Source organism: Allorhizobium ampelinum S4 (assembly GCF_000016285.1).
Lineage (GTDB): Bacteria > Pseudomonadota > Alphaproteobacteria > Rhizobiales > Rhizobiaceae > Allorhizobium > Allorhizobium ampelinum.
The window spans coordinates 587,779-604,081 of the sequence record NC_011989.1 but is presented as its reverse complement, the minus strand read 5'-3'; the positions used below and the strand labels follow the sequence as shown (position 1 = coordinate 604,081).

Genomic DNA, 16,303 nt, shown 5'->3' with positions numbered 1-16,303 from the left:
GAGAGAGCCGGTTTCATCGCAACAGCGACATCAGCTTTCTCACGACAGAAAAAGGCAAATAGCACTAAAGTGGCCTGGAACGCACCTTGAACCTTGGGAGAAAGCGCCCGCTGGGGAAACGATAGTAGCAGAGATACGCGGAAACGGCCGCAGGTCGGCTCAGAACTAAAGATATAGCGCGCACTCCACTCAACTGAGCGTATGACCGATAATAACAATTTCGCTTCCATCCAAATTGTAGAATTTTTTTAAACAAAAAATAATAATTTCATGAAAAAATACACCGAACCTACCAGAAATTTGCAAAATTAAACGTCGAACTTAAAAATTTATTGTTAGATTAGGAGCCGATATAATGCGTTTCTTTAGAGGGATATCTGTACCTTCCGATAACGCTACTGCAATTATAGAAGATATCCGCCGAGATGGAATAACCAATACTTGGCGTTGGAAGACCAAACACCACAGGCCTGATCCTGCAATTATTGTGAAACACGACCTGACGCGCGCTGACACCCGCCCTCACGGGTCCGGTGTAGCCGCAGCTTGCGCCTGTGGCACGATCGAAGGCGCTTCATATTACGCTTGGCAGCACAACAAGAATGCGGACGATAATACACCTATCATTATAGAGTTCGATAACGATATCGAAGGAGTGGCAATCGATGGAAAGGACTTCCTATATACCATCCTGGGCTCTGGTGATCCAGATCTCTCGCGCAACACTATCCGAGCGGTCTTTGGGGAAGTAGGTTTGGAATACGCGGAAAGGGCTTGGGCGAATGACGATCCATACGCTAGGTCGGCCATAGGAGATTTAATGATCCACAATCCTAAGGTCGTTAGCGCGCATTACGATAACACGTTGACACTCGGTGGACGTTCAAACACGCAGTTTAAAAATGCCTTCACAATCAGCCTACCTATCTCGACATCGCAGATCATCGATGTACAAACCCCCAACGCACCTTTGCCTTTGCCGCCGGTTGATGTGCATTTAAAGAACTTTTTGTTGAACCATTAACTCCTCGTCCGAATAGGTCAGATCCAAAGTCCCGGAAGCTTCGATATCTGAACCATCACCACATACGGTGGCCTGCTCAAAAATTCGGGCAGGTTAGTATGGATTACGAGATCGACGGTAAGGCAATCCCGTGCTCTTGAATAGGCACGACCCTGAGACCAGCAACGCAATCTGATGAGATTGCCCCAATCCAATCGGTCGTAGATTTTCGCACCAAATGGTGCTAAAAAAGCGTCAATTCACGGGAGCTCGATATGCGGTCTACCATTAATCTCGACGACAACCTAATGGAACGGGCCAAGTCACTGACGGGCACGAAGGAAACCGCTGCTCTTGTTCGCCAAGCGCTGGAGACGCTGGTGCGAGTTGAATCTGGCAAGCGTCTTATCGCTCTTGGCGGATCCATGTCCGACGCCGAGGCAGCCCCTCGCCGCCGGAGCGAAGTGACCAAGTGATCCTTGTCGATACATCAATCTGGATCGATCATTTTCGACATGGCGACGTAGAGCTATGCAAAATCATCGAGGATGATCGACTGCTCTGCCACCCTTTCGTTATCGGCGAACTGGCTCTCGGAAGCCTGAGAGAACGAGAGGCTGTCATAGGATTTTTGGCAGCTCAACGCGAAGCAGCTATTGCGACCCATGCTGAAGTCATGACGGTCATTGATCGCTATTCCATATTCAGTATGGGAATTGGTTACACTGATGCACACCTTCTGACTTCAACACTCCTTGACCGGCGCGTAAGCTTGTGGACGAGAGATAAACGGTTAGCAGCCGCGGCTCAAAAGGTTGGTGCCACGGTTCATGCATCGGCGAACAGCCCTCACTAGAAACTCGGCAAATAAGCTTTTCAGCGCTCTTAAACGCCTTGAACCAATTCGAACCGTCGACCTCTCAATTCGGTTAGCTAAGCCGCTGAAAAGACGTCGCTGTGGCGCACGGGAGGCTATCGAACTTGAATTTCGGGCAGAATGTCCTTTTGAAATCCGACTTCTTAAGCAGAAAGGAGCTGAGCATATTCATTCATCGGTCCGATATCGAAGAATTCAGGCTGCAGATCTTGGCGCGGTCTGCCGGCCAGGGCGACCACAAGCGCCGGTAAAGGCGGTGAAGCTCGCCACTTACAATGTCAACGCCATCAACGGCCGCCTTGACGTTCTGGTGCGCTGGCTTGAAGAAGCGTCGGTTGCTTGTGAAATTCGCGTTTCACATCACCTGCCAGCAGGGTGGCTGCGATGTTGAGAGCCTTGTCATTGGCTTCACCAAGATCACCTAGGCCTATTCCGTCGTGAAGCAGACGGCTCCTTCTGTCATATAAATCGTCGAACTCCTTGACGTGTTCGACCATGTCGCATTCCCTGAATTTCTCTTTGTAAGATTGGCCTACAGACCTTCGGGTTGCACCTTGAAGCATACTTGCCAATGCGGCGCGCTCATCGGACTCCAAGTCGCAGTCTTTCAGACGTGCTTGGAGAGCGGCGATCGCTTGCAAGATACGTGGGCTTTTCGTCGGCTGCTCGCAAAGCGCTTCCACCGCCGAAATACGCAGGATGAACTGGCTCTCGGCGCCAGCAACGAAAAAAGAGTCGTTGATCAGAGATGCGCAGGTCATCTGGTGATCGGTGGCGATGGCGGCAAAGTGTTCCATCGCTGATATCTTGGATCTGAACGTCTCGGCGCGCCACCGTGTGGTGGCAGTCGCACTGATGAGAAGACCGGGCAACATTCCTGATTGAGGCGTGGTGTCGATAATCTTTGGATTGGAGGTCACATCGATAGCCACGGGACCCGCCGCCCCGGAGAGGATCAGCAACCTTTTCAAGGCATTCCCTTTGGATTGCGCACTATCCGCGGTCTGGAAGCCGCGCATCGTCGCAGTCACTTTGTGGCCGTACGGGAATGCCGCGCCACCATCTGTCAACGTGACCTGGCCGATCGTGGCCCAATCGAACGTTCTCGTTGGCTCATCCGTCAAGATCGGATGCACCGTCCGGAATTCCAACGCGACATCATACGCCAACAGAAGATCCTCTCACCATCGCATGCAACAGATATCATTGATAAGCGAAGACGCCACCGAGGAAAGCCGAGAATGGGAACGGATGGTCCTGAAGACAAAAAGCCGCATCTATGATGCGCGTCCCCATATTGTTCAGTTAGAGGCAAACTCAGCAGCCGCCTGTGAAACAGCGACCCAAAAAGCATCTCTATGAGCTGCGCCGGATCGACCGCGGCCGCAAATTCGCCTGTCTTTTGAGCGCGCTCGATCTCGGCGATATCTGCCACCTGTCGAACCCTGATATGATCTTCAAATAGATCCCGCTGAAGGGCGGGATCGCTCTGGCCCTCCGCGATCAAATCAGCCACGACCTTGCCAAAAGAGGCCATTAAGACCAGTGATCAAACCACGCATCGTGGTCCGAAGCGCCTCCTCCGCAGTGGCGGCGGACGCGGGATTTGTTACCGGAACGGCAATCCTCTCATGGAACATTGCCATGTGTCGCCGAAGCTGCTGGACCTCTATCGCGACGACAAGATGACCTTCGAGCAGCTATCCGCCTTCACGGTGTCCGACGACTATGAGCGGCAGGAGCAAGTCTGGAACGGCCTGCCCTCGTGGGACCGTCACGCCAGCTGGATCAAATCGAGCCTGTTGACCGACGAACTCCCAGCATCGAAAGGCGAGTGAAATTCGTCGGCGGGCTGGGCGCCTACCCCATCTCGTCTACTGACACCAGAGGATGGCATCGATCAGGTTGTCAATCTTCGTCAAGAGTAACATTCATAGTTGACTCTCGATAAAAATTAACTCAATTTTAACTAAATAAAATGGGGGCTTTGCGATCGATGTCTCGCCGGAAATCATCATTATTACTTGTTATTTTATCAGTTTCATTGGCATCGTGCGCAGGAATAAATGTACGACCAGTGACATCCGCAACGCAAGAGGGAATTCGCTTTTCAAAACCGGAGGTTTTACTAGCGTTGCAAGAAACGTCAGACGGTAAGGGTTCGTCAACCTGCAACGTTACAACTATAACAGTGCCTTCATCAGAAGAGTATGCTTTGACCTTCTCGCCAGGAGTGGGCACTGTCAATGTATCTCCTACGCTTCATGATGGTTGGCGCCTGGATAGCCTCAGCGCACAAGCCGACTCCAAGACGAGTGACAACATTACGGCCGTGGCTGGACTTCTAAAAGCAGCAGTGCCTGGTGGGCTAGTTCCGGCCAAGGAGACCGATGGAGCGAAAAAACCGAAAGTACAGCTCGCTTGCTCGGGCATATTCTCGATTGTACGGGATCAAAATGGAGCCGTAGCCGGTTTCAAACAGCTGTCACTGTCTAGAACCCTGTAGGAGGTGCAAGTGGCATGCCCAAAACTACTTTGTGCCGCGGTTGTGATGCTTTTGATGGATACCTCGCTCTCAAGCGCTTGGGCAGAAGATGCTGTCTATCAGTCTGTAGAAACCCTGAACCAGTCAGGGCTTGAAGGGCAAGTCATCCACGGAACAGTGCCAGCTAGGACGACCGATTGGCCAGCGACCCTCTACGCGAACGTCGACGATCACAGCCACTGCACTGCCACAATTGTTGGTCCGCATGTAATACTGACAGCCGCTCATTGTTTACCTCCGTCGGGGAAATTCACCGCAATTGTGCACCAAATAGCCTACCACGCCACGTGCACGAAACCCGATGGATGGCCAAATGATCCAAGCGACGACTACGCACTCTGCTCGACTGACGGCGACGCAATTCCAGTCGTCTATGAAATGATATCTTTTAACCCGAAGGCAGTTGCTTTGGGCGTAAAAATCACCTTGGCTGGGTATGGCTGCAGTGATCAGTATCAAAATGGAGCGGGTACATTTCGAATCGGTTACGCACCGGTTGTCAGGATGCCGAACGTCCCAGACAAAACCTATGTCTTCGATCGCAATTCAGTCGTTACGCAAGGAGCTGCTATATGTCCTGGAGATAGCGGGGGAGGAGCATTCCTGGAAACCCCCACAGCTGCGGGGACCTATCGAGCAATTGTAGGAGTGAACTCGCGCGTAGACATGAGTAAGCTCACGTCCTATCTATCGGCCACGTTTTCCCCGGACGGCCGGGCTTTTTTCCAAAGTTGGAGCAAGGAAAAATCGGCTCAAATATGCGGCTTGGGAGCGGTGCAAGGATGTCGAAATTAATAGCTTTCGGGCGACCTCTCACCTGGATTTTGTTATTCGTGGTTTCGGCGTTGGGAACTAGCCACCAAGCTCGCGCGGACAACGGCTCCCAACTCCTTCTGCGGGCCACTTCAGCAGTGCCTGACAGTGTGATCTCCTACATCGCAGACATCTCGGAACCGCAGCCAGCATTGATGCCTCCAGGTGTTCGACCTGAAACCTTCTTAGCTGGGATATGCGGTGTCCTGACCAATACTTACATCGACAAGCTTCAGCACCTAAACCCAAGTATGGTCGTGCTCGCTCCGGCTGCCAAGCCGCGTTTGGTACAGCTTCCCGCTTGCCTGAAATGGTCGCGTAACGCGAAAGTACTTACGTCTGAAGGCGAAACGTTGGACGATGTGTTGATCCGCGCTATCGGCCGCCCCTCTGGGGCAATTTTAAAGCCTTGCGACGCCGCCGAGCAATCGTCACGCTGCAACAATTCGCTAATGGACATTGTTGCGAAGGCAAATCCTGGCATTGGTCTCGGCGGAGTTTTGAAAACGGGGACCGTCTTGACGCTCCCAATCACGACCCAATGGACCACCGTAACCATTAGTGCGGCCTCGAAGGTGTCGCCGAGTGACGCTGCGGCTGAGATCAATAGGCTTACGGGTGCGGCTATTGACGCGGCTCAGAACAACGCTGGCGAATTCGCACCTATTATCGTCAATCGCGCAGCAGTCGAAGGGATCGATCTTATCCACGCCCTGGACGCAAAAAGCCCTTTAGTGGACACGCCGGGGTGCAGCGACGCAGGCCAGATAGGTGGTAAATGGCCGTTCGACGCCGCTCAGATCACCGCTACGTTAAAAGCGAACATGGACGAACAATCGGGTGACGCCGAGACCCAATCTACAATTGTTGTCCTAGACACTGGTATAACAGCGGATGGATTCAAATTTCTCAAACGCGTCTCAAAAGCAAACACGCAAGAAGTCCCTGGCAACTACAAAGATGATGATCATAACCAATTTGTCGATGATGTCTATGGCATCGACACCTCGCTGGTAGGGAATGACCTGGCTCCTTACAACACGTATGAGGATGCCGAGCATGGGACGGAAGTTGCGAAACTGGCTGTTGGGGTGTTGGGTAAGGCGGAGCTGGATCATACCGTACGAAAGTTTTTGCGGTTGAAATTCGTAAAGGCTGTGCACCAAAATATCGCTGATAAGAGCTTTCAGATTCCGGAAAGTGCGCTGAATGAAGGGGCTGTATATGCCGCTTTATCCGGCGACATCCTGAACATCAGTATAGGTACGCCCCAACCGCTGCCATCCTTCTCTGAAGTCATTCTTAGGCACTCCAACCTTTTGGTCGTGGCTGCCGCTGGAAACAATCCGCAAGCTCTTGAGGCAGCGCCAAACTACCCCGCGAATTATGGTGGGTTCGGAGCTTTACGAGACCAGCTGATCACGGTTGGGGCAAGTGACGGCCGGGGAGGTCTGGCACACTTTTCGGACTTTTCGAAACGGTACGTAGACATTGTCGCACCGGGCTGTGCGCTGCCCTACCATAGTAGCTCCGGCGACATTAGCGTATCCGGAACTTCTTTTGCAGCTCCATTGGTCAGTTTTACTTCGGGTTTATTGCGCTCATTAGGATTGTCGTCCCCTCGTGCTGTCAAGGATCGTCTGATGATGTCGGTTGACTATGACCCTAAGCTTGCCCGATTTGTCTTGGATGGCGGACGCCTCAACATTGTTAAAGCACTCGGAGTGCGGAAAAACATATTGCAGTTGGAAGATGGTACTCTGCGTGAAGTAAGTCCAGTTAATGTCGGACCCATGCAGTTTTGTGGCGATGAACTTCCAGTCGACCTTGGATCGATCCGGAAGGTTACATCCTACATTCTTGGTGGCGATCGGCACATTCGCGTGCTTTTTAGCGACGCTGACGGGCAACTCAGTCAACAGGAGTGCGTTCCAGGCGATGCGGTACTGACAATCTCTGACTCGGACGGGAATCCGAAGACTTTATCGTGGGATGAATTTCAAGATTTCATTCCCGCGTCCATTTTTCCGGCCGCAGCAGCAGCCAACTGATTGTGTATCGTTTTCGTGCTCGATAAGCGATCGAAAGTGTCTTAGATATGCGGATGGTCTTTCCACTGAGAGGTGCCGACATTTCCACCACGCCACGCCCAATCATCAATGCCGGTAACGCTTGGCAGCGGTAGTGGTGAGCGATCATATCGCCGAATGGTTGGAAGCAGCGTGTCATTGCTAACCGGAAACCCGAGACGATCTGCGAACCGCGCTGCCGGGCGATTGCCCAATGCCAAAGCCAGATGGGTGCACCAAGGTGTCCAGACGTGCTGTCCTGCGGGCCATAGGTCGGATTATGTCATCACCGAAGCGCTCGGCGAAAATCTTCCGGCGGCATTGGTTAGCACCACAGACGAAGCGTCGGATGGTCAGGTGCAGTTCGACCCCGGCCCGCACACAGCAGATCGCAAATCATCCGAGGATAGCGGCTACCCCCCCCCTGTAGGCGATCAGCGCTTGATGAAGTGTAAGCGCCGTTTTGAGGGCACGTCGTTTTACGCTTGACGGAATGGAATGACGTTGTTGCCGCGCATGAACGCGAGGGCACCCTCTGCCTCGATGGTTTTCACCGCGACGTCGCGGGCCTCTGCGTCGGACTCAAATTGCTCGTCCCAGACGTAACTGGTGTTTTGGTGGTCAATTACCTCAAGCGTCCATGTCGTATCAGCTTCCAGTCGGAAGATGTCGATGGAGAAGGGATAGCCATCGACGACGATCCTCTTGCTTTTGCCAGAGGTCACCAGATTGGGTTCGTCGTCTTCGATCATGTCGCACTTCCAGCTTCTGTATAACGACGACGAGTATGCCAGTGGAGCTGAACCCGTCAAGCGGCGGGCTTGACGATCTTTTTGAAGGCCCAAGGCAGCAGTTCATCGATCTTGCTCTGTTTGTGGCCGTTGACGATGGCGGTGAGCGTGCTGCTCAGATAGGCCAACGGATCAACGGCATTGAGCTTGCAGCTCTCGATAAGCGAGGCGATGGTCGCCCAGTTCTCAGCTCCCGCGTCATGGCCTGCAAAGAGTGCGTTCTTGCGATTAAGCGCTATCGGCCTGATGGTTCGCTCAACACTGTTGTTGTCAATCTCGATGCGACCGTCAGTCAGAAAGAGCTTCAGGCCATCCCAGTATTTGGCGATGTAGGCCAGGGCTTCGCCGAGCGGCGACTTGGTCGCAATACGGGCACGGTGATGGACAAGCCAGACCTGCATGTCATCGACGAGCGGCGCAGATCGTTCGCGCCGACCTGCGAGACGAGCCTCGGGATCAAGCCCTCGCAATTCGGCCTCGATGCGATACAGTTCACCGATCCGTTTGACGCCGTCCTCAGCAATGGGTGCTGTTGCGTTGCGCGTGATCTCCACCAGCTTGCGCCGCACGTGCGCCCAGCAATAGGCGAGCTGAATGTTCCGGCCTATGCGGTCGGGTCCGATCAGCCTGTTGTATCCGGCATAGCCATCCACCTGCAGAATGCCTTCGAACCCCTGCAATATCCGTTCCGCATGAATTCCTCCGCGACCGGGAGCATAGGTGAAGGCCACACCTGGCGGAGCTCCGCCATTCCAAGGACGATCATCCCGCGCCAGCGCCCAGAAGTATCCGGTCTTGGTTTTGCGCGATCCGGGATCGAGAACCGGAGCACGGGTCTCGTCCATGAACAACTTGGTCGAGTGCTTCAGGTCCACAATCAGTGCATCGAAGACGGGACGCAGCTCATAGGCTGCCCGACCAACCCAGTCTGCCAGCGTGGAGCGGTCGAGGTCAATGCCCTGACGGCTCATAATCTGGGCCTGCCGATACAGCGGCAGATGATCGGCATATTTGGAAACCAGAACATGGGCGACGGTCGCTTCTGTCGGCAGCCCTGCCTGGATCAGTCGTACGGGTGCCGGGGCTTGAACGACGCCGTCGGTGCAGACACGGCATGCGTATTTGGGACGACGCGTGACAATGACGCGGAACTGCGCCGGGACCACATCCAGACGCTCACAGACATCCTCGCCAATGCAATGCAGGCAACCGCCGCAGGCGCACACCAGGCTTTCCGGCTCGATGACCTCTTCGATACGGGGAAGATGTTTTGGAAGGGAGCCGCGATTGGTCGCGCGTGGCTTGGTGGTCCTGGTTCCAGCAGGAGCGTCCGCCTCGTCCTCGGCATGGATCACGGCCATCGCCGTTTCCAGGTCTTCCAGCGCCAAATCAAACTGATCGGGATCGGTCTTCTCGGATTTGCGTCCAAAGGCTGCCTGCTTGAAGGCTGCGACCAGCTTCTCAAGCCGTTCGATCCGCTCGTCTTTGCGGGCGATATGCTCGTCCTTACTGGCTATCTGGGCGTTCTGTCTGGCTATCTGGGCATCTTTGCCTGTTTCGCGCGCCTTTGCTGCAATCAGCATCGCCTTCAGGGTGGCAATATCATCGGGAAGATCAGTGGTATCCAGCATGGCCGGAATATACCAAATGCCGCGCCGATTGGCCTTTGGAATGTGCTATGCTGAGTCATCATGCCGCAGCTATTCGACGGTCTCTGGCGTTCTCGTCTGCACGGCATGAACCCGCCGCCAATCCAGGCCAGCAAACAGGGCTTCAAACTGGGCATGGCTCAGCGTCATCAGGCCATCCTTGATGCCAGGCCAAGTGAACGTGTGCTCTTCCAGCCTCTTATACGCCAGCACGATCCCGCTCCCATCCCAGTAGATCAGCTTCAGTCGGTCCGCCTTGCGTGACCTGAACACGAAGATCGTTCCGGTGAACGGGTCCTTGTGCAGCTCGTTCTTCACCAGCGCCGCTAAGCCGTCATGCCCTTTCCGGAAATCTACCGGTTTGGTGGCCACCATGATCCGCACGCGGTTCGATGGAAAGATCATGTCGTCGCCGTCAGTGCACGAGCGATGGCAGCAATCCTGGCCACAGACGCGCCTTCCTCAAGACGGATCGTCACTGGGCCAAGAACGATCTCGGGGCGACTAACCGTGTTCGGCGGCGGTTCTGAGACAGGCGGATCGACGATCACCGCCGCGAACTCTACTGCATCCTCCGGTGCTGGCAGGATCAGCTTGCCCTGCCGCGCCATCGTCCGCCAGGTGGAAAGGCTATTGGCTCGCAAGCCATAGCGCTGCGCAACTTCATTGACCGCAGCGCCAGGGTATCCATCCGAGCAGAACCGCGGGATTTTGCTCGCCGCGCGTGATAATGTGGGTCCATGGAGATTGATGAGGACAAGATCGATGACGCGGTTTTGGCACTGCTATGGCTGACGCTGCATAACGAGGGTTGTGCGTGGAAAGGCTTCGACTGGGCAACGACGGATCGACTTCATAAGAAGGGCATGATCGGCGACCCGGTTAACACGTCAAAGTCGTTGATCCTGACCGATGAAGGCTTGGAGCGTTCGGAGGCGTTGTTCCGAGAGTTGTTCACCCGACCGGCGCTATAGCTATCCCTTTGCGCAACTTCCATTGCCAAGGCAGCAGTTCGTGCAGGCGGGTGACGGGGAGATCGGCGATGCGGGTGAACACATCGGCAAGCCATGCCTTTGGGTCGACATCATTAAGACGGCAGGTTGTGATGAGTGTGAGCATGACGGCAGTGCGCTCGGCCCCACGCTGGGACCCGGCGAAGGTCCAGTTGCGGCGTCCCAATGCAATACCTCTTAAAGCGCGCTCGGCGGCATTATTTGTGAGGCAAATTCGGCCGTCTTCCAGGAATAGCGCAAAGCCGTCCCAGCGCTTGAGCATATAGTCCATGGCTTTGACGAGGTCGGATGATCTGCTGAGCGTGGCGCGCTCGCGTTGCAGCCACGCATGCATGTCGTCGAACAGCGGCCTGCTTTTGTGCTGTCGCACCGCCAATCGCTCTTCAGCGCTCAGCCCATTGATCTGCCGCTCGATGTCAAACAGCGCGTCGAAGCGTTTGACGGCCTCAAGCGCGATCGGGGAGATCGGCCTGCCATTGCGCTTGCTGTCGCGCGCACTTTTTTCGAGATCGGCCAACTCAAAGAATTTTCGTCGTGCATGCGCATGGCAAAAAGCAAACGTGATCGGCACGTCTTTCTGTGCGGCAATCGATATCGGCTCGAACCCGTTGTAACAATCCGTCTGCAGAATGCCGCCATATCTGGCCAGATGTCTTTGCGGATGCTCGCCTCGGCGGTTGCTCGAGGCGTAATAAACCGCAGCCGGGGGTGCATCCCCCTTGAAGGGCAGATCATCACGCACATAGGTCCAAATGCGCCCAGTTGTGCATTTGCTTTTGCCCCAGATGGGAATGGTGGTGTCGTCACCGTGGAGGCGCTCAGCCGCAAAGACCTGGGCCTCGATGAGATCGAACAGTGGCATGAGAGCCGATGTTCCAAGCCCGACCTGATCGCCAAGCGTTGAGGTCGACAGATCGATCCCCTCGCATTTGAACCGGGTACTCTGCCGATTGAGCGGGCTATGCATGCCGAACTTGTCGAACAGGATCGTCGCCAGCAGTTGGGGTCCTATGAAGCCACGCGGGGTGGCATGGAAAGGGGCTGGCGACTGGCTGATGGCCTCACAGTCACGGCAGGTGAACTTCTCGCGCACCGTCTCGATGACCTTGAAGCGGCGCGGAATTTCTTCCAGCGTCTCGGTAACGTCCTCACCCAGTTTCGACAGGCGCGACCCGCCGCAACACGCGCAGGTGCTCGGAGGGGCAATGACCACGCGCTCGCGCTCGACATCGTCCGGCCAAGGCTTGCGAACTGGACGCTTGCGCACAAACGGACGCACGTTTGCCGTTTTGGCCGCCGCTGCCTGCGCTGCAACTTCATCTTCGCTCGCTGCCGTCACCAGCTCTTCGAGCTGCAATTCCAACTGATCAATCAGCCGCGCTGAGCGTTCACTGCTCTGGCCGTGTAGTTCGCGCTTGAGCTTGTCGATCCGCAATTCAAGACTGGCGATCCGCGCATCGCGATCAGATAGCATGGCTTGCGCATTGGCAGCCTCCGCGACTGCAATGTTCCGCTCGTTGACGACGACATCGTGATTGGCCAGTAGCGCCAAATAGGCGCTGGCAAGGTCTTCGGGAAGAGCGTCAGGTTTCAAAGCCATGACACTATTCGATCAGATTTTCCCTGCATTTTCAATTGAATATTGCTATCCAACCTTTGTTGGACGCCATGTTTGTTGCGGATTTCGCCAGTCAATCCCAGACAGCAGATAAGACAGTTGCGCAGGCGAGATCGCCACCGCGCCACCGTCCGCAGAAGGCCAGATGAACTTGCCCCGCTCAAGCCTTTTTGTGAACAGGCAACTGCCCTGGCCATCATGCCAGATCAACTTGATCAGGTCGCCGCGCCGACCCCTGAAGCAAAACAAATGTCCACTGAGCGGTTCATGCTTCAGCACCTCCTGCACCCGAAGCGCTAACGATGGAAATCCACACCGCATGTCCGTATAACCTGTCGCTATCCAGACACGCACATCCTGGCCAGACGGAAGCGCGATCATTGTTGCCGCCGCAAAACATCAAGCACGCGCTCCAGCGTGTCGGAGGCAAAATCATTGCAAACCCGAACCCGGTGCAGCGGTCCAACCTGAATTTCGATCGCTCCCGAAATCGAAGATGTCACTGACCCACGCTCAGGGCAAGACAGAGCTTCCGCCTGTTCTTGGCCTGCATGTTCCTGGACCGACGCTTGCTCACCATCAGCTGCTGCCCAAATCTGCACGGGCAGAAATTCCGGTGACGTTGCAACCTCCTGAGATGAGAGCCGCGAAACCTTCAGAGCCTTGCGCCACTGATAAATCTGAGATGGGTCCAGATCGTATCCCCGCGCCACCGATGCCACCGTCGCGCCAGCCTCAAGCGTTGCCAGAACAATCTCTTCTTTTAACGCCGCAGGCCAGTGTCGGGTGCCTGCCGCCTTACGCGGTAAATCGATCCTGTGAGAACTCACGTGACGCTCCTTGTCTCTCGCTGTTAATCGCGACAAACAGAATCTTCACCTTCACTCATAACCACAAGACGGCCTTCCTCGGATACGTACGCGCCAGGCCTCAAACTTTCCGAAACAATCTTCGCCTTGACCTCAGCAGGCCAATGTCGCTGAACCCCACGTCCAGCCTTACCAGTTGTGAGAAACTCAAATGAGGTCTCCATCGAGAAACTCCCGTTCTTTATCCATGAAAAGTCGATCACAGATCAGACAGAGAAGGGCAACGTGGGAGTGGAACAGCGGTTACGATGAAGTCGAGGCGCGTGAGGTAATCAGCCATCCGACCTTGCTTGCCGTTGCGTGTTTCCGTTTCCAGGCGGTTGACCAGATCGACGACATTGTAGAAGCGCCCGCGCGTTCCGTTGCGGATGAGTGTATCCATCCGAGCAGAACCGCGGGATTTTGCTCGCCGCGCGTGATAATGTGGGTCCATGGAGATTGATGAGGACAAGATCGATGACGCGGTTTTGGCACTGCTATGGCTGACGCTGCATAACGAGGGTTGTGCGTGGAAAGGCTTCGACTGGGCAACGACGGATCGACTTCATAAGAAGGGCATGATCGGCGACCCGGTTAACACGTCAAAGTCGTTGATCCTGACCGATGAAGGCTTGGAGTGTTGGTTTCCACGCGGAACTGAGCCGGTTTTTCCACCGAGAAGTGAGCCACCTCTGAGTATGGTTTTCTGCTCAGGCTTTAGTCAAGGTGCTGGTCTTTTCTCCTCTCTTCTGTGCTGCTGCGGCCGAACTGGCCTTGAAGCGGAAGCTGTCGTTTCCTGTTTCCAGGATATGGCAACGGTGGGTCAGGCGGTCGAGCAACGCGGTCGTCATTTTGGCGTCGCCGAAGACGGTCGCCCATTCGCTGAAGCTGAGGTTGGTGGTGATGATGACGCTGGTGCGCTCATAAAGCTTGCTCAACAGGTGGAACAGCAGCGCTCCACCTGAGGCGCTGAACGGAAGGTATCCGAGTTCATCGAGGATCAGCAGATCGAGGCGAACCAAGGTCTCGGCGATCTGACCTGCCTTGCCCTTTGCTTTCTCCTGCTCAAGCGCATTGACCAGTTCGATGGTCGAGAAGAAGCGGACCTTTCGGCGGTGATGTTCGATGGCCTGGACACCAAGCGCGGTCGCGACGTGTGTTTTGCCTGTGCCCGGCCCGCCAACGAGGACAATGTTCTGTGCTCCGTCCATGAAGTCGCATCGGCGCAGTTGGCGCACCGTCGCCTCAACGATTTCGCTGGTGGCGAAGTCGAAGCCGGAGAGGTCCTTGTAGGCAGGAAAGCGGGCGACCTTCATATGATAGGCGATGGAGCGGATCTCACGCTCGGCCACCTCGGCTTTCAGTAACTGGGACAGGATCGGCACGGCAGCGTCGAAAGCCGGAGCACCTTGCTCGATCAGGTCCGTGACGGCCTGGGCCATGCCATACATCTTCAGACTACGCAGCATGATGACGACGGCAGCACTGGCAGGATCATGACGCATGGCGACCTCCCACGATGCGGACACGTAAACCGTCATAGCGTTCGACATTGGCCTTGGGTTCACGCAACAAGGTTAGCGCCTGTGGCGTGTCGATATCGGGACCATCGGTGGTCTTGCCGTCAATCAACCGATGCAGCAGGTTCATTACATGCGTCTTGGTCGCCACGCCCGCATCCAGAGCCAACTCCACAGCACGGAGTACGGCCTGTTCGTCGTGATGAAGGACAAGGGCAAGGATATCGGCCATCTCACGATCACCGCCAGGACGACGAAGCATCTGCTCCTGTAGTTGTCGAAAGGCAGACGGTAATTCTAAAAACGGTGCGCCATTGCGTAGGGCTCCGGGCTTGCGTTGGATGACGGCAAGGTAATGCCGCCAGTCGTAGATCGTTCGCGGTAGCTTGTGGCTGCGCTCAATAATCCGCGCGTGTTCACACAGAATGTTTCCCTCGGCCGCAACAACCAGTCGGTCTGGGTATATCCGCAGGCTGACGGGCCGGTTCGCAAATGATGCTGGCACGCTGTAACGATTACGCTCGAAGGTGATCAGGCATGTTGGTGAGACGCGCTTGCTCTGCTCGACGAAGCCGTCAAACATGGCAGGGAGCGCCATCAATGCTGCCCGCTCATCGGCCCAAACATCCGCGATCGTGCCTGACAAGGTGCCATGCAGCGTCTCCCGCCACAGCTCCTGGCAATGTTGCTCCAGCCAGTCATTCAACGCCATCAGATTTGGAAAGTCTGGCATCTGTTGCCACAAGCGTGGTCGGGCATCCTGGACGTTCTTCTCGACCTGACCCTTTTCCCAACCGGCCGCTGGATTGCAGAATTCGGGCGCAAAGACGTAGTGGTTCGTCATCGCCAGGAAACGGATATTGACCTGCCGCTCCTTGCCACGGCCGACCCGATCAACGGCTGTGCGCATATTGTCATAAATCCCTCGCGCAGGCACACCGCCGAAGACCCGGAAGCCGTGCCAGTGAGCATCGAAGAGCATCTCGTGCGTTTGCAGCAGGTAAGCCCTGACCAGAAAGGCCCGACTGTGCGATAGCTTGATATGTGCGACCTGAAGCTTCACACGCTCGCCAGCGATCACGGCATAATCTTCACTCCAATCGAATTGGAATGCTTCACCTGGGCGGAATGATAACGGTACGAATATGCCGCGGCCCGCCGTCTGCTGCTCAGCCTGCCACTCACGGGCGAACGCGGCGACCCGGCCATAAGAGCCGGTAAAGCCGAGAGCCACAAGATCGGCATGAAGCTGCTTCAGCGTTCGGCGCTGCTTGCGCGACCGCCCTGCCTCGGTCTTCAGCCAGCCAGAAAGTTTGTCGGCGAAAGGATCAAGCTTGCTCGGTCGCTCCGGTACCGTAAACGTCGGCTCGATCGTGCCAGCGTTCAAATACTTTGCGATCGTGTTACGTGACAGCCCAGTACGCCGGCTGATCTCGCGGATCGACTGCTTCTCACGCAGCGCCATCCGACGGATGATGTTTAAAAGTCCCATGTGGATCACTCCGTTGCCCCCGTCGCTCACCGCGTTGGGGGAAGGTTCACATGGCTCAATTCTCA

At 55.4% G+C, this 16,303-nt stretch carries 18 protein-coding genes and 3 pseudogenes; 9 read left to right on the top strand and 12 right to left on the bottom strand.

Features of this window, described 5'->3' with window-relative positions:
* The first annotated feature begins 355 nt into the window (after window positions 1-355).
* The 4 genes and pseudogenes from AVI_RS02835 to AVI_RS31380 form a co-directional block, all read left to right on the top strand.
* Window positions 356-1,024: a hypothetical protein gene (locus AVI_RS02835; RefSeq protein WP_139192415.1), complete on the top strand. Its 669-nt coding sequence runs from the start codon at window positions 356-358 to the stop codon at window positions 1,022-1,024.
* Window positions 1,025-1,278: 254 nt separating this feature from the next.
* Window positions 1,279-1,479 carry a type II toxin-antitoxin system VapB family antitoxin gene (locus tag AVI_RS02830; RefSeq protein ID WP_015914924.1) on the top strand — a complete coding sequence of 67 codons (201 nt, stop codon included), beginning with the start codon at window positions 1,279-1,281 and terminating at the stop codon, window positions 1,477-1,479.
* On the top strand, window positions 1,476-1,859 hold the full coding sequence (locus AVI_RS02825) for a type II toxin-antitoxin system VapC family toxin (RefSeq protein ID WP_015914923.1): 384 nt from the start codon (window positions 1,476-1,478) through the stop codon (window positions 1,857-1,859). Before AVI_RS02830 ends, AVI_RS02825 begins: the two co-directional genes overlap by 4 nt.
* Before the next feature lie 277 nt (window positions 1,860-2,136).
* Window positions 2,137-2,214, top strand: a pseudogene (locus tag AVI_RS31380) (exodeoxyribonuclease III); the annotation flags it as partial.
* Window positions 2,215-3,000: 786 nt separating this feature from the next.
* Here the strand turns inward: AVI_RS31380 and AVI_RS31795 are convergent.
* Entirely contained in the window at window positions 3,001-3,417 is a 417-nt protein-coding gene (locus AVI_RS31795; RefSeq protein ID WP_080516950.1) for a TetR-like C-terminal domain-containing protein, read from the bottom strand.
* Between the two features lie 94 nt (window positions 3,418-3,511).
* On the opposite strand from AVI_RS31795, the gene AVI_RS02815 reads away from it, so the two are divergent.
* Window positions 3,512-3,718 carry a hypothetical protein gene (locus AVI_RS02815; protein WP_015914921.1) on the top strand — a complete coding sequence of 69 codons (207 nt, stop codon included), beginning with the start codon at window positions 3,512-3,514 and terminating at the stop codon, window positions 3,716-3,718.
* Between the two features lie 127 nt (window positions 3,719-3,845).
* Here AVI_RS02815 and AVI_RS30440 read toward each other — a convergent pair whose 3' ends face one another.
* Window positions 3,846-4,127, bottom strand: coding sequence for a hypothetical protein (locus AVI_RS30440; RefSeq protein ID WP_139192414.1), 282 nt, complete (start codon window positions 4,125-4,127; stop codon window positions 3,846-3,848).
* 304 nt (window positions 4,128-4,431) lie between these two features.
* On the opposite strand from AVI_RS30440, the gene AVI_RS31790 reads away from it, so the two are divergent.
* Entirely contained in the window at window positions 4,432-5,220 is a 789-nt protein-coding gene (locus tag AVI_RS31790) for a trypsin-like serine protease (protein WP_015917606.1), read from the top strand.
* Window positions 5,208-7,289: a S8 family serine peptidase gene (locus AVI_RS02810; protein ID WP_015914920.1), complete on the top strand. Its 2,082-nt coding sequence runs from the start codon at window positions 5,208-5,210 to the stop codon at window positions 7,287-7,289. The genes AVI_RS31790 and AVI_RS02810 overlap by 13 nt, the downstream gene beginning before the upstream one ends.
* 497 nt (window positions 7,290-7,786) lie before the next feature.
* Here AVI_RS02810 and AVI_RS02805 read toward each other — a convergent pair whose 3' ends face one another.
* The 4 genes from AVI_RS02805 to AVI_RS30960 form a co-directional block, all read right to left on the bottom strand.
* On the bottom strand, window positions 7,787-8,059 hold the full coding sequence (locus AVI_RS02805) for a hypothetical protein (protein ID WP_041696190.1): 273 nt from the start codon (window positions 8,057-8,059) through the stop codon (window positions 7,787-7,789).
* A 56-nt stretch (window positions 8,060-8,115) separates the two neighbouring features.
* Window positions 8,116-9,729: an IS66 family transposase gene (gene tnpC, locus AVI_RS02800; protein ID WP_015914917.1), complete on the bottom strand. Its 1,614-nt coding sequence runs from the start codon at window positions 9,727-9,729 to the stop codon at window positions 8,116-8,118.
* 69 nt (window positions 9,730-9,798) lie between these two features.
* Window positions 9,799-10,152 carry an IS66 family insertion sequence element accessory protein TnpB gene (gene tnpB, locus AVI_RS30435; RefSeq protein ID WP_015914916.1) on the bottom strand — a complete coding sequence of 118 codons (354 nt, stop codon included), beginning with the start codon at window positions 10,150-10,152 and terminating at the stop codon, window positions 9,799-9,801.
* The gene (locus AVI_RS30960) at window positions 10,149-10,391 is read right to left on the bottom strand and encodes an IS66 family insertion sequence element accessory protein TnpB (RefSeq protein ID WP_156753168.1); all 243 of its coding nucleotides are present in this window, start codon (window positions 10,389-10,391) and stop codon (window positions 10,149-10,151) included. The genes tnpB (AVI_RS30435) and AVI_RS30960 overlap by 4 nt, the downstream gene beginning before the upstream one ends.
* A 96-nt stretch (window positions 10,392-10,487) precedes the next feature.
* Here AVI_RS30960 and AVI_RS30955 point away from each other — a divergent pair, with 96 nt between their 5' ends.
* On the top strand, window positions 10,488-10,721 hold the full coding sequence (locus AVI_RS30955) for a DUF6429 family protein (protein ID WP_012650518.1): 234 nt from the start codon (window positions 10,488-10,490) through the stop codon (window positions 10,719-10,721).
* On the opposite strand, the gene tnpC (AVI_RS02780) is transcribed toward AVI_RS30955, so the two are convergent.
* From tnpC (AVI_RS02780) to AVI_RS02765, 4 genes and pseudogenes are all read right to left on the bottom strand, one after another.
* Window positions 10,702-12,360 carry an IS66 family transposase gene (gene tnpC, locus AVI_RS02780; RefSeq protein WP_015914915.1) on the bottom strand — a complete coding sequence of 553 codons (1,659 nt, stop codon included), beginning with the start codon at window positions 12,358-12,360 and terminating at the stop codon, window positions 10,702-10,704. The genes AVI_RS30955 and tnpC (AVI_RS02780) overlap by 20 nt on opposite strands.
* A 45-nt stretch (window positions 12,361-12,405) precedes the next feature.
* The gene (tnpB, locus tag AVI_RS02775) at window positions 12,406-12,759 is read right to left on the bottom strand and encodes an IS66 family insertion sequence element accessory protein TnpB (protein WP_012650519.1); all 354 of its coding nucleotides are present in this window, start codon (window positions 12,757-12,759) and stop codon (window positions 12,406-12,408) included.
* The gene (gene tnpA / locus AVI_RS02770) at window positions 12,756-13,208 is read right to left on the bottom strand and encodes an IS66-like element accessory protein TnpA (RefSeq protein WP_015914914.1); all 453 of its coding nucleotides are present in this window, start codon (window positions 13,206-13,208) and stop codon (window positions 12,756-12,758) included. Before tnpA ends, tnpB (AVI_RS02775) begins: the two co-directional genes overlap by 4 nt.
* Window positions 13,209-13,491: 283 nt before the next feature.
* A pseudogene (locus AVI_RS02765) lies at window positions 13,492-13,617 on the bottom strand (ATP-binding protein); the annotation flags it as partial.
* Window positions 13,618-13,678: 61 nt separating this feature from the next.
* Between AVI_RS02765 and AVI_RS29465 the strand changes: the two are divergent.
* A pseudogene (locus tag AVI_RS29465) lies at window positions 13,679-13,861 on the top strand (DUF6429 family protein); the annotation flags it as partial.
* A gap of 75 nt (window positions 13,862-13,936) precedes the next feature.
* On the opposite strand, the gene istB reads toward AVI_RS29465, so the two are convergent.
* On the bottom strand, window positions 13,937-14,731 hold the full coding sequence (gene istB, locus AVI_RS02760) for an IS21-like element helper ATPase IstB (RefSeq protein ID WP_015914913.1): 795 nt from the start codon (window positions 14,729-14,731) through the stop codon (window positions 13,937-13,939).
* Entirely contained in the window at window positions 14,721-16,238 is a 1,518-nt protein-coding gene (gene istA, locus AVI_RS02755; RefSeq protein ID WP_015914912.1) for an IS21 family transposase, read from the bottom strand. The genes istB and istA overlap by 11 nt, the downstream gene beginning before the upstream one ends.
* Between the last annotated feature and the right edge of the window lie 65 nt (window positions 16,239-16,303).

Coding starts and splice junctions, on each gene's coding strand:
- AVI_RS02835 (WP_139192415.1), top strand. CDS start 356: ATGCGTTTCTTTAGAGGGATATCTGTACCTTCCGATAACGCTACTGCA.
- AVI_RS02830 (WP_015914924.1), top strand. CDS start 1,279: ATGCGGTCTACCATTAATCTCGACGACAACCTAATGGAACGGGCCAAG.
- AVI_RS31795 (WP_080516950.1), bottom strand. CDS start 3,417: ATGGCCTCTTTTGGCAAGGTCGTGGCTGATTTGATCGCGGAGGGCCAG.
- AVI_RS02815 (WP_015914921.1), top strand. CDS start 3,512: ATGGAACATTGCCATGTGTCGCCGAAGCTGCTGGACCTCTATCGCGAC.
- AVI_RS31790 (WP_015917606.1), top strand. CDS start 4,432: ATGCTTTTGATGGATACCTCGCTCTCAAGCGCTTGGGCAGAAGATGCT.
- AVI_RS02810 (WP_015914920.1), top strand. CDS start 5,208: ATGTCGAAATTAATAGCTTTCGGGCGACCTCTCACCTGGATTTTGTTA.
- AVI_RS02805 (WP_041696190.1), bottom strand. CDS start 8,059: ATGATCGAAGACGACGAACCCAATCTGGTGACCTCTGGCAAAAGCAAG.
- tnpC (WP_015914917.1), bottom strand. CDS start 9,729: ATGCTGGATACCACTGATCTTCCCGATGATATTGCCACCCTGAAGGCG.
- tnpB (WP_015914916.1), bottom strand. CDS start 10,152: ATGATCTTTCCATCGAACCGCGTGCGGATCATGGTGGCCACCAAACCG.
- AVI_RS30955 (WP_012650518.1), top strand. CDS start 10,488: ATGGAGATTGATGAGGACAAGATCGATGACGCGGTTTTGGCACTGCTA.
- tnpC (WP_015914915.1), bottom strand. CDS start 12,360: ATGGCTTTGAAACCTGACGCTCTTCCCGAAGACCTTGCCAGCGCCTAT.
- tnpB (WP_012650519.1), bottom strand. CDS start 12,759: ATGATCGCGCTTCCGTCTGGCCAGGATGTGCGTGTCTGGATAGCGACA.
- istB (WP_015914913.1), bottom strand. CDS start 14,731: ATGCGTCATGATCCTGCCAGTGCTGCCGTCGTCATCATGCTGCGTAGT.
- istA (WP_015914912.1), bottom strand. CDS start 16,238: ATGGGACTTTTAAACATCATCCGTCGGATGGCGCTGCGTGAGAAGCAG.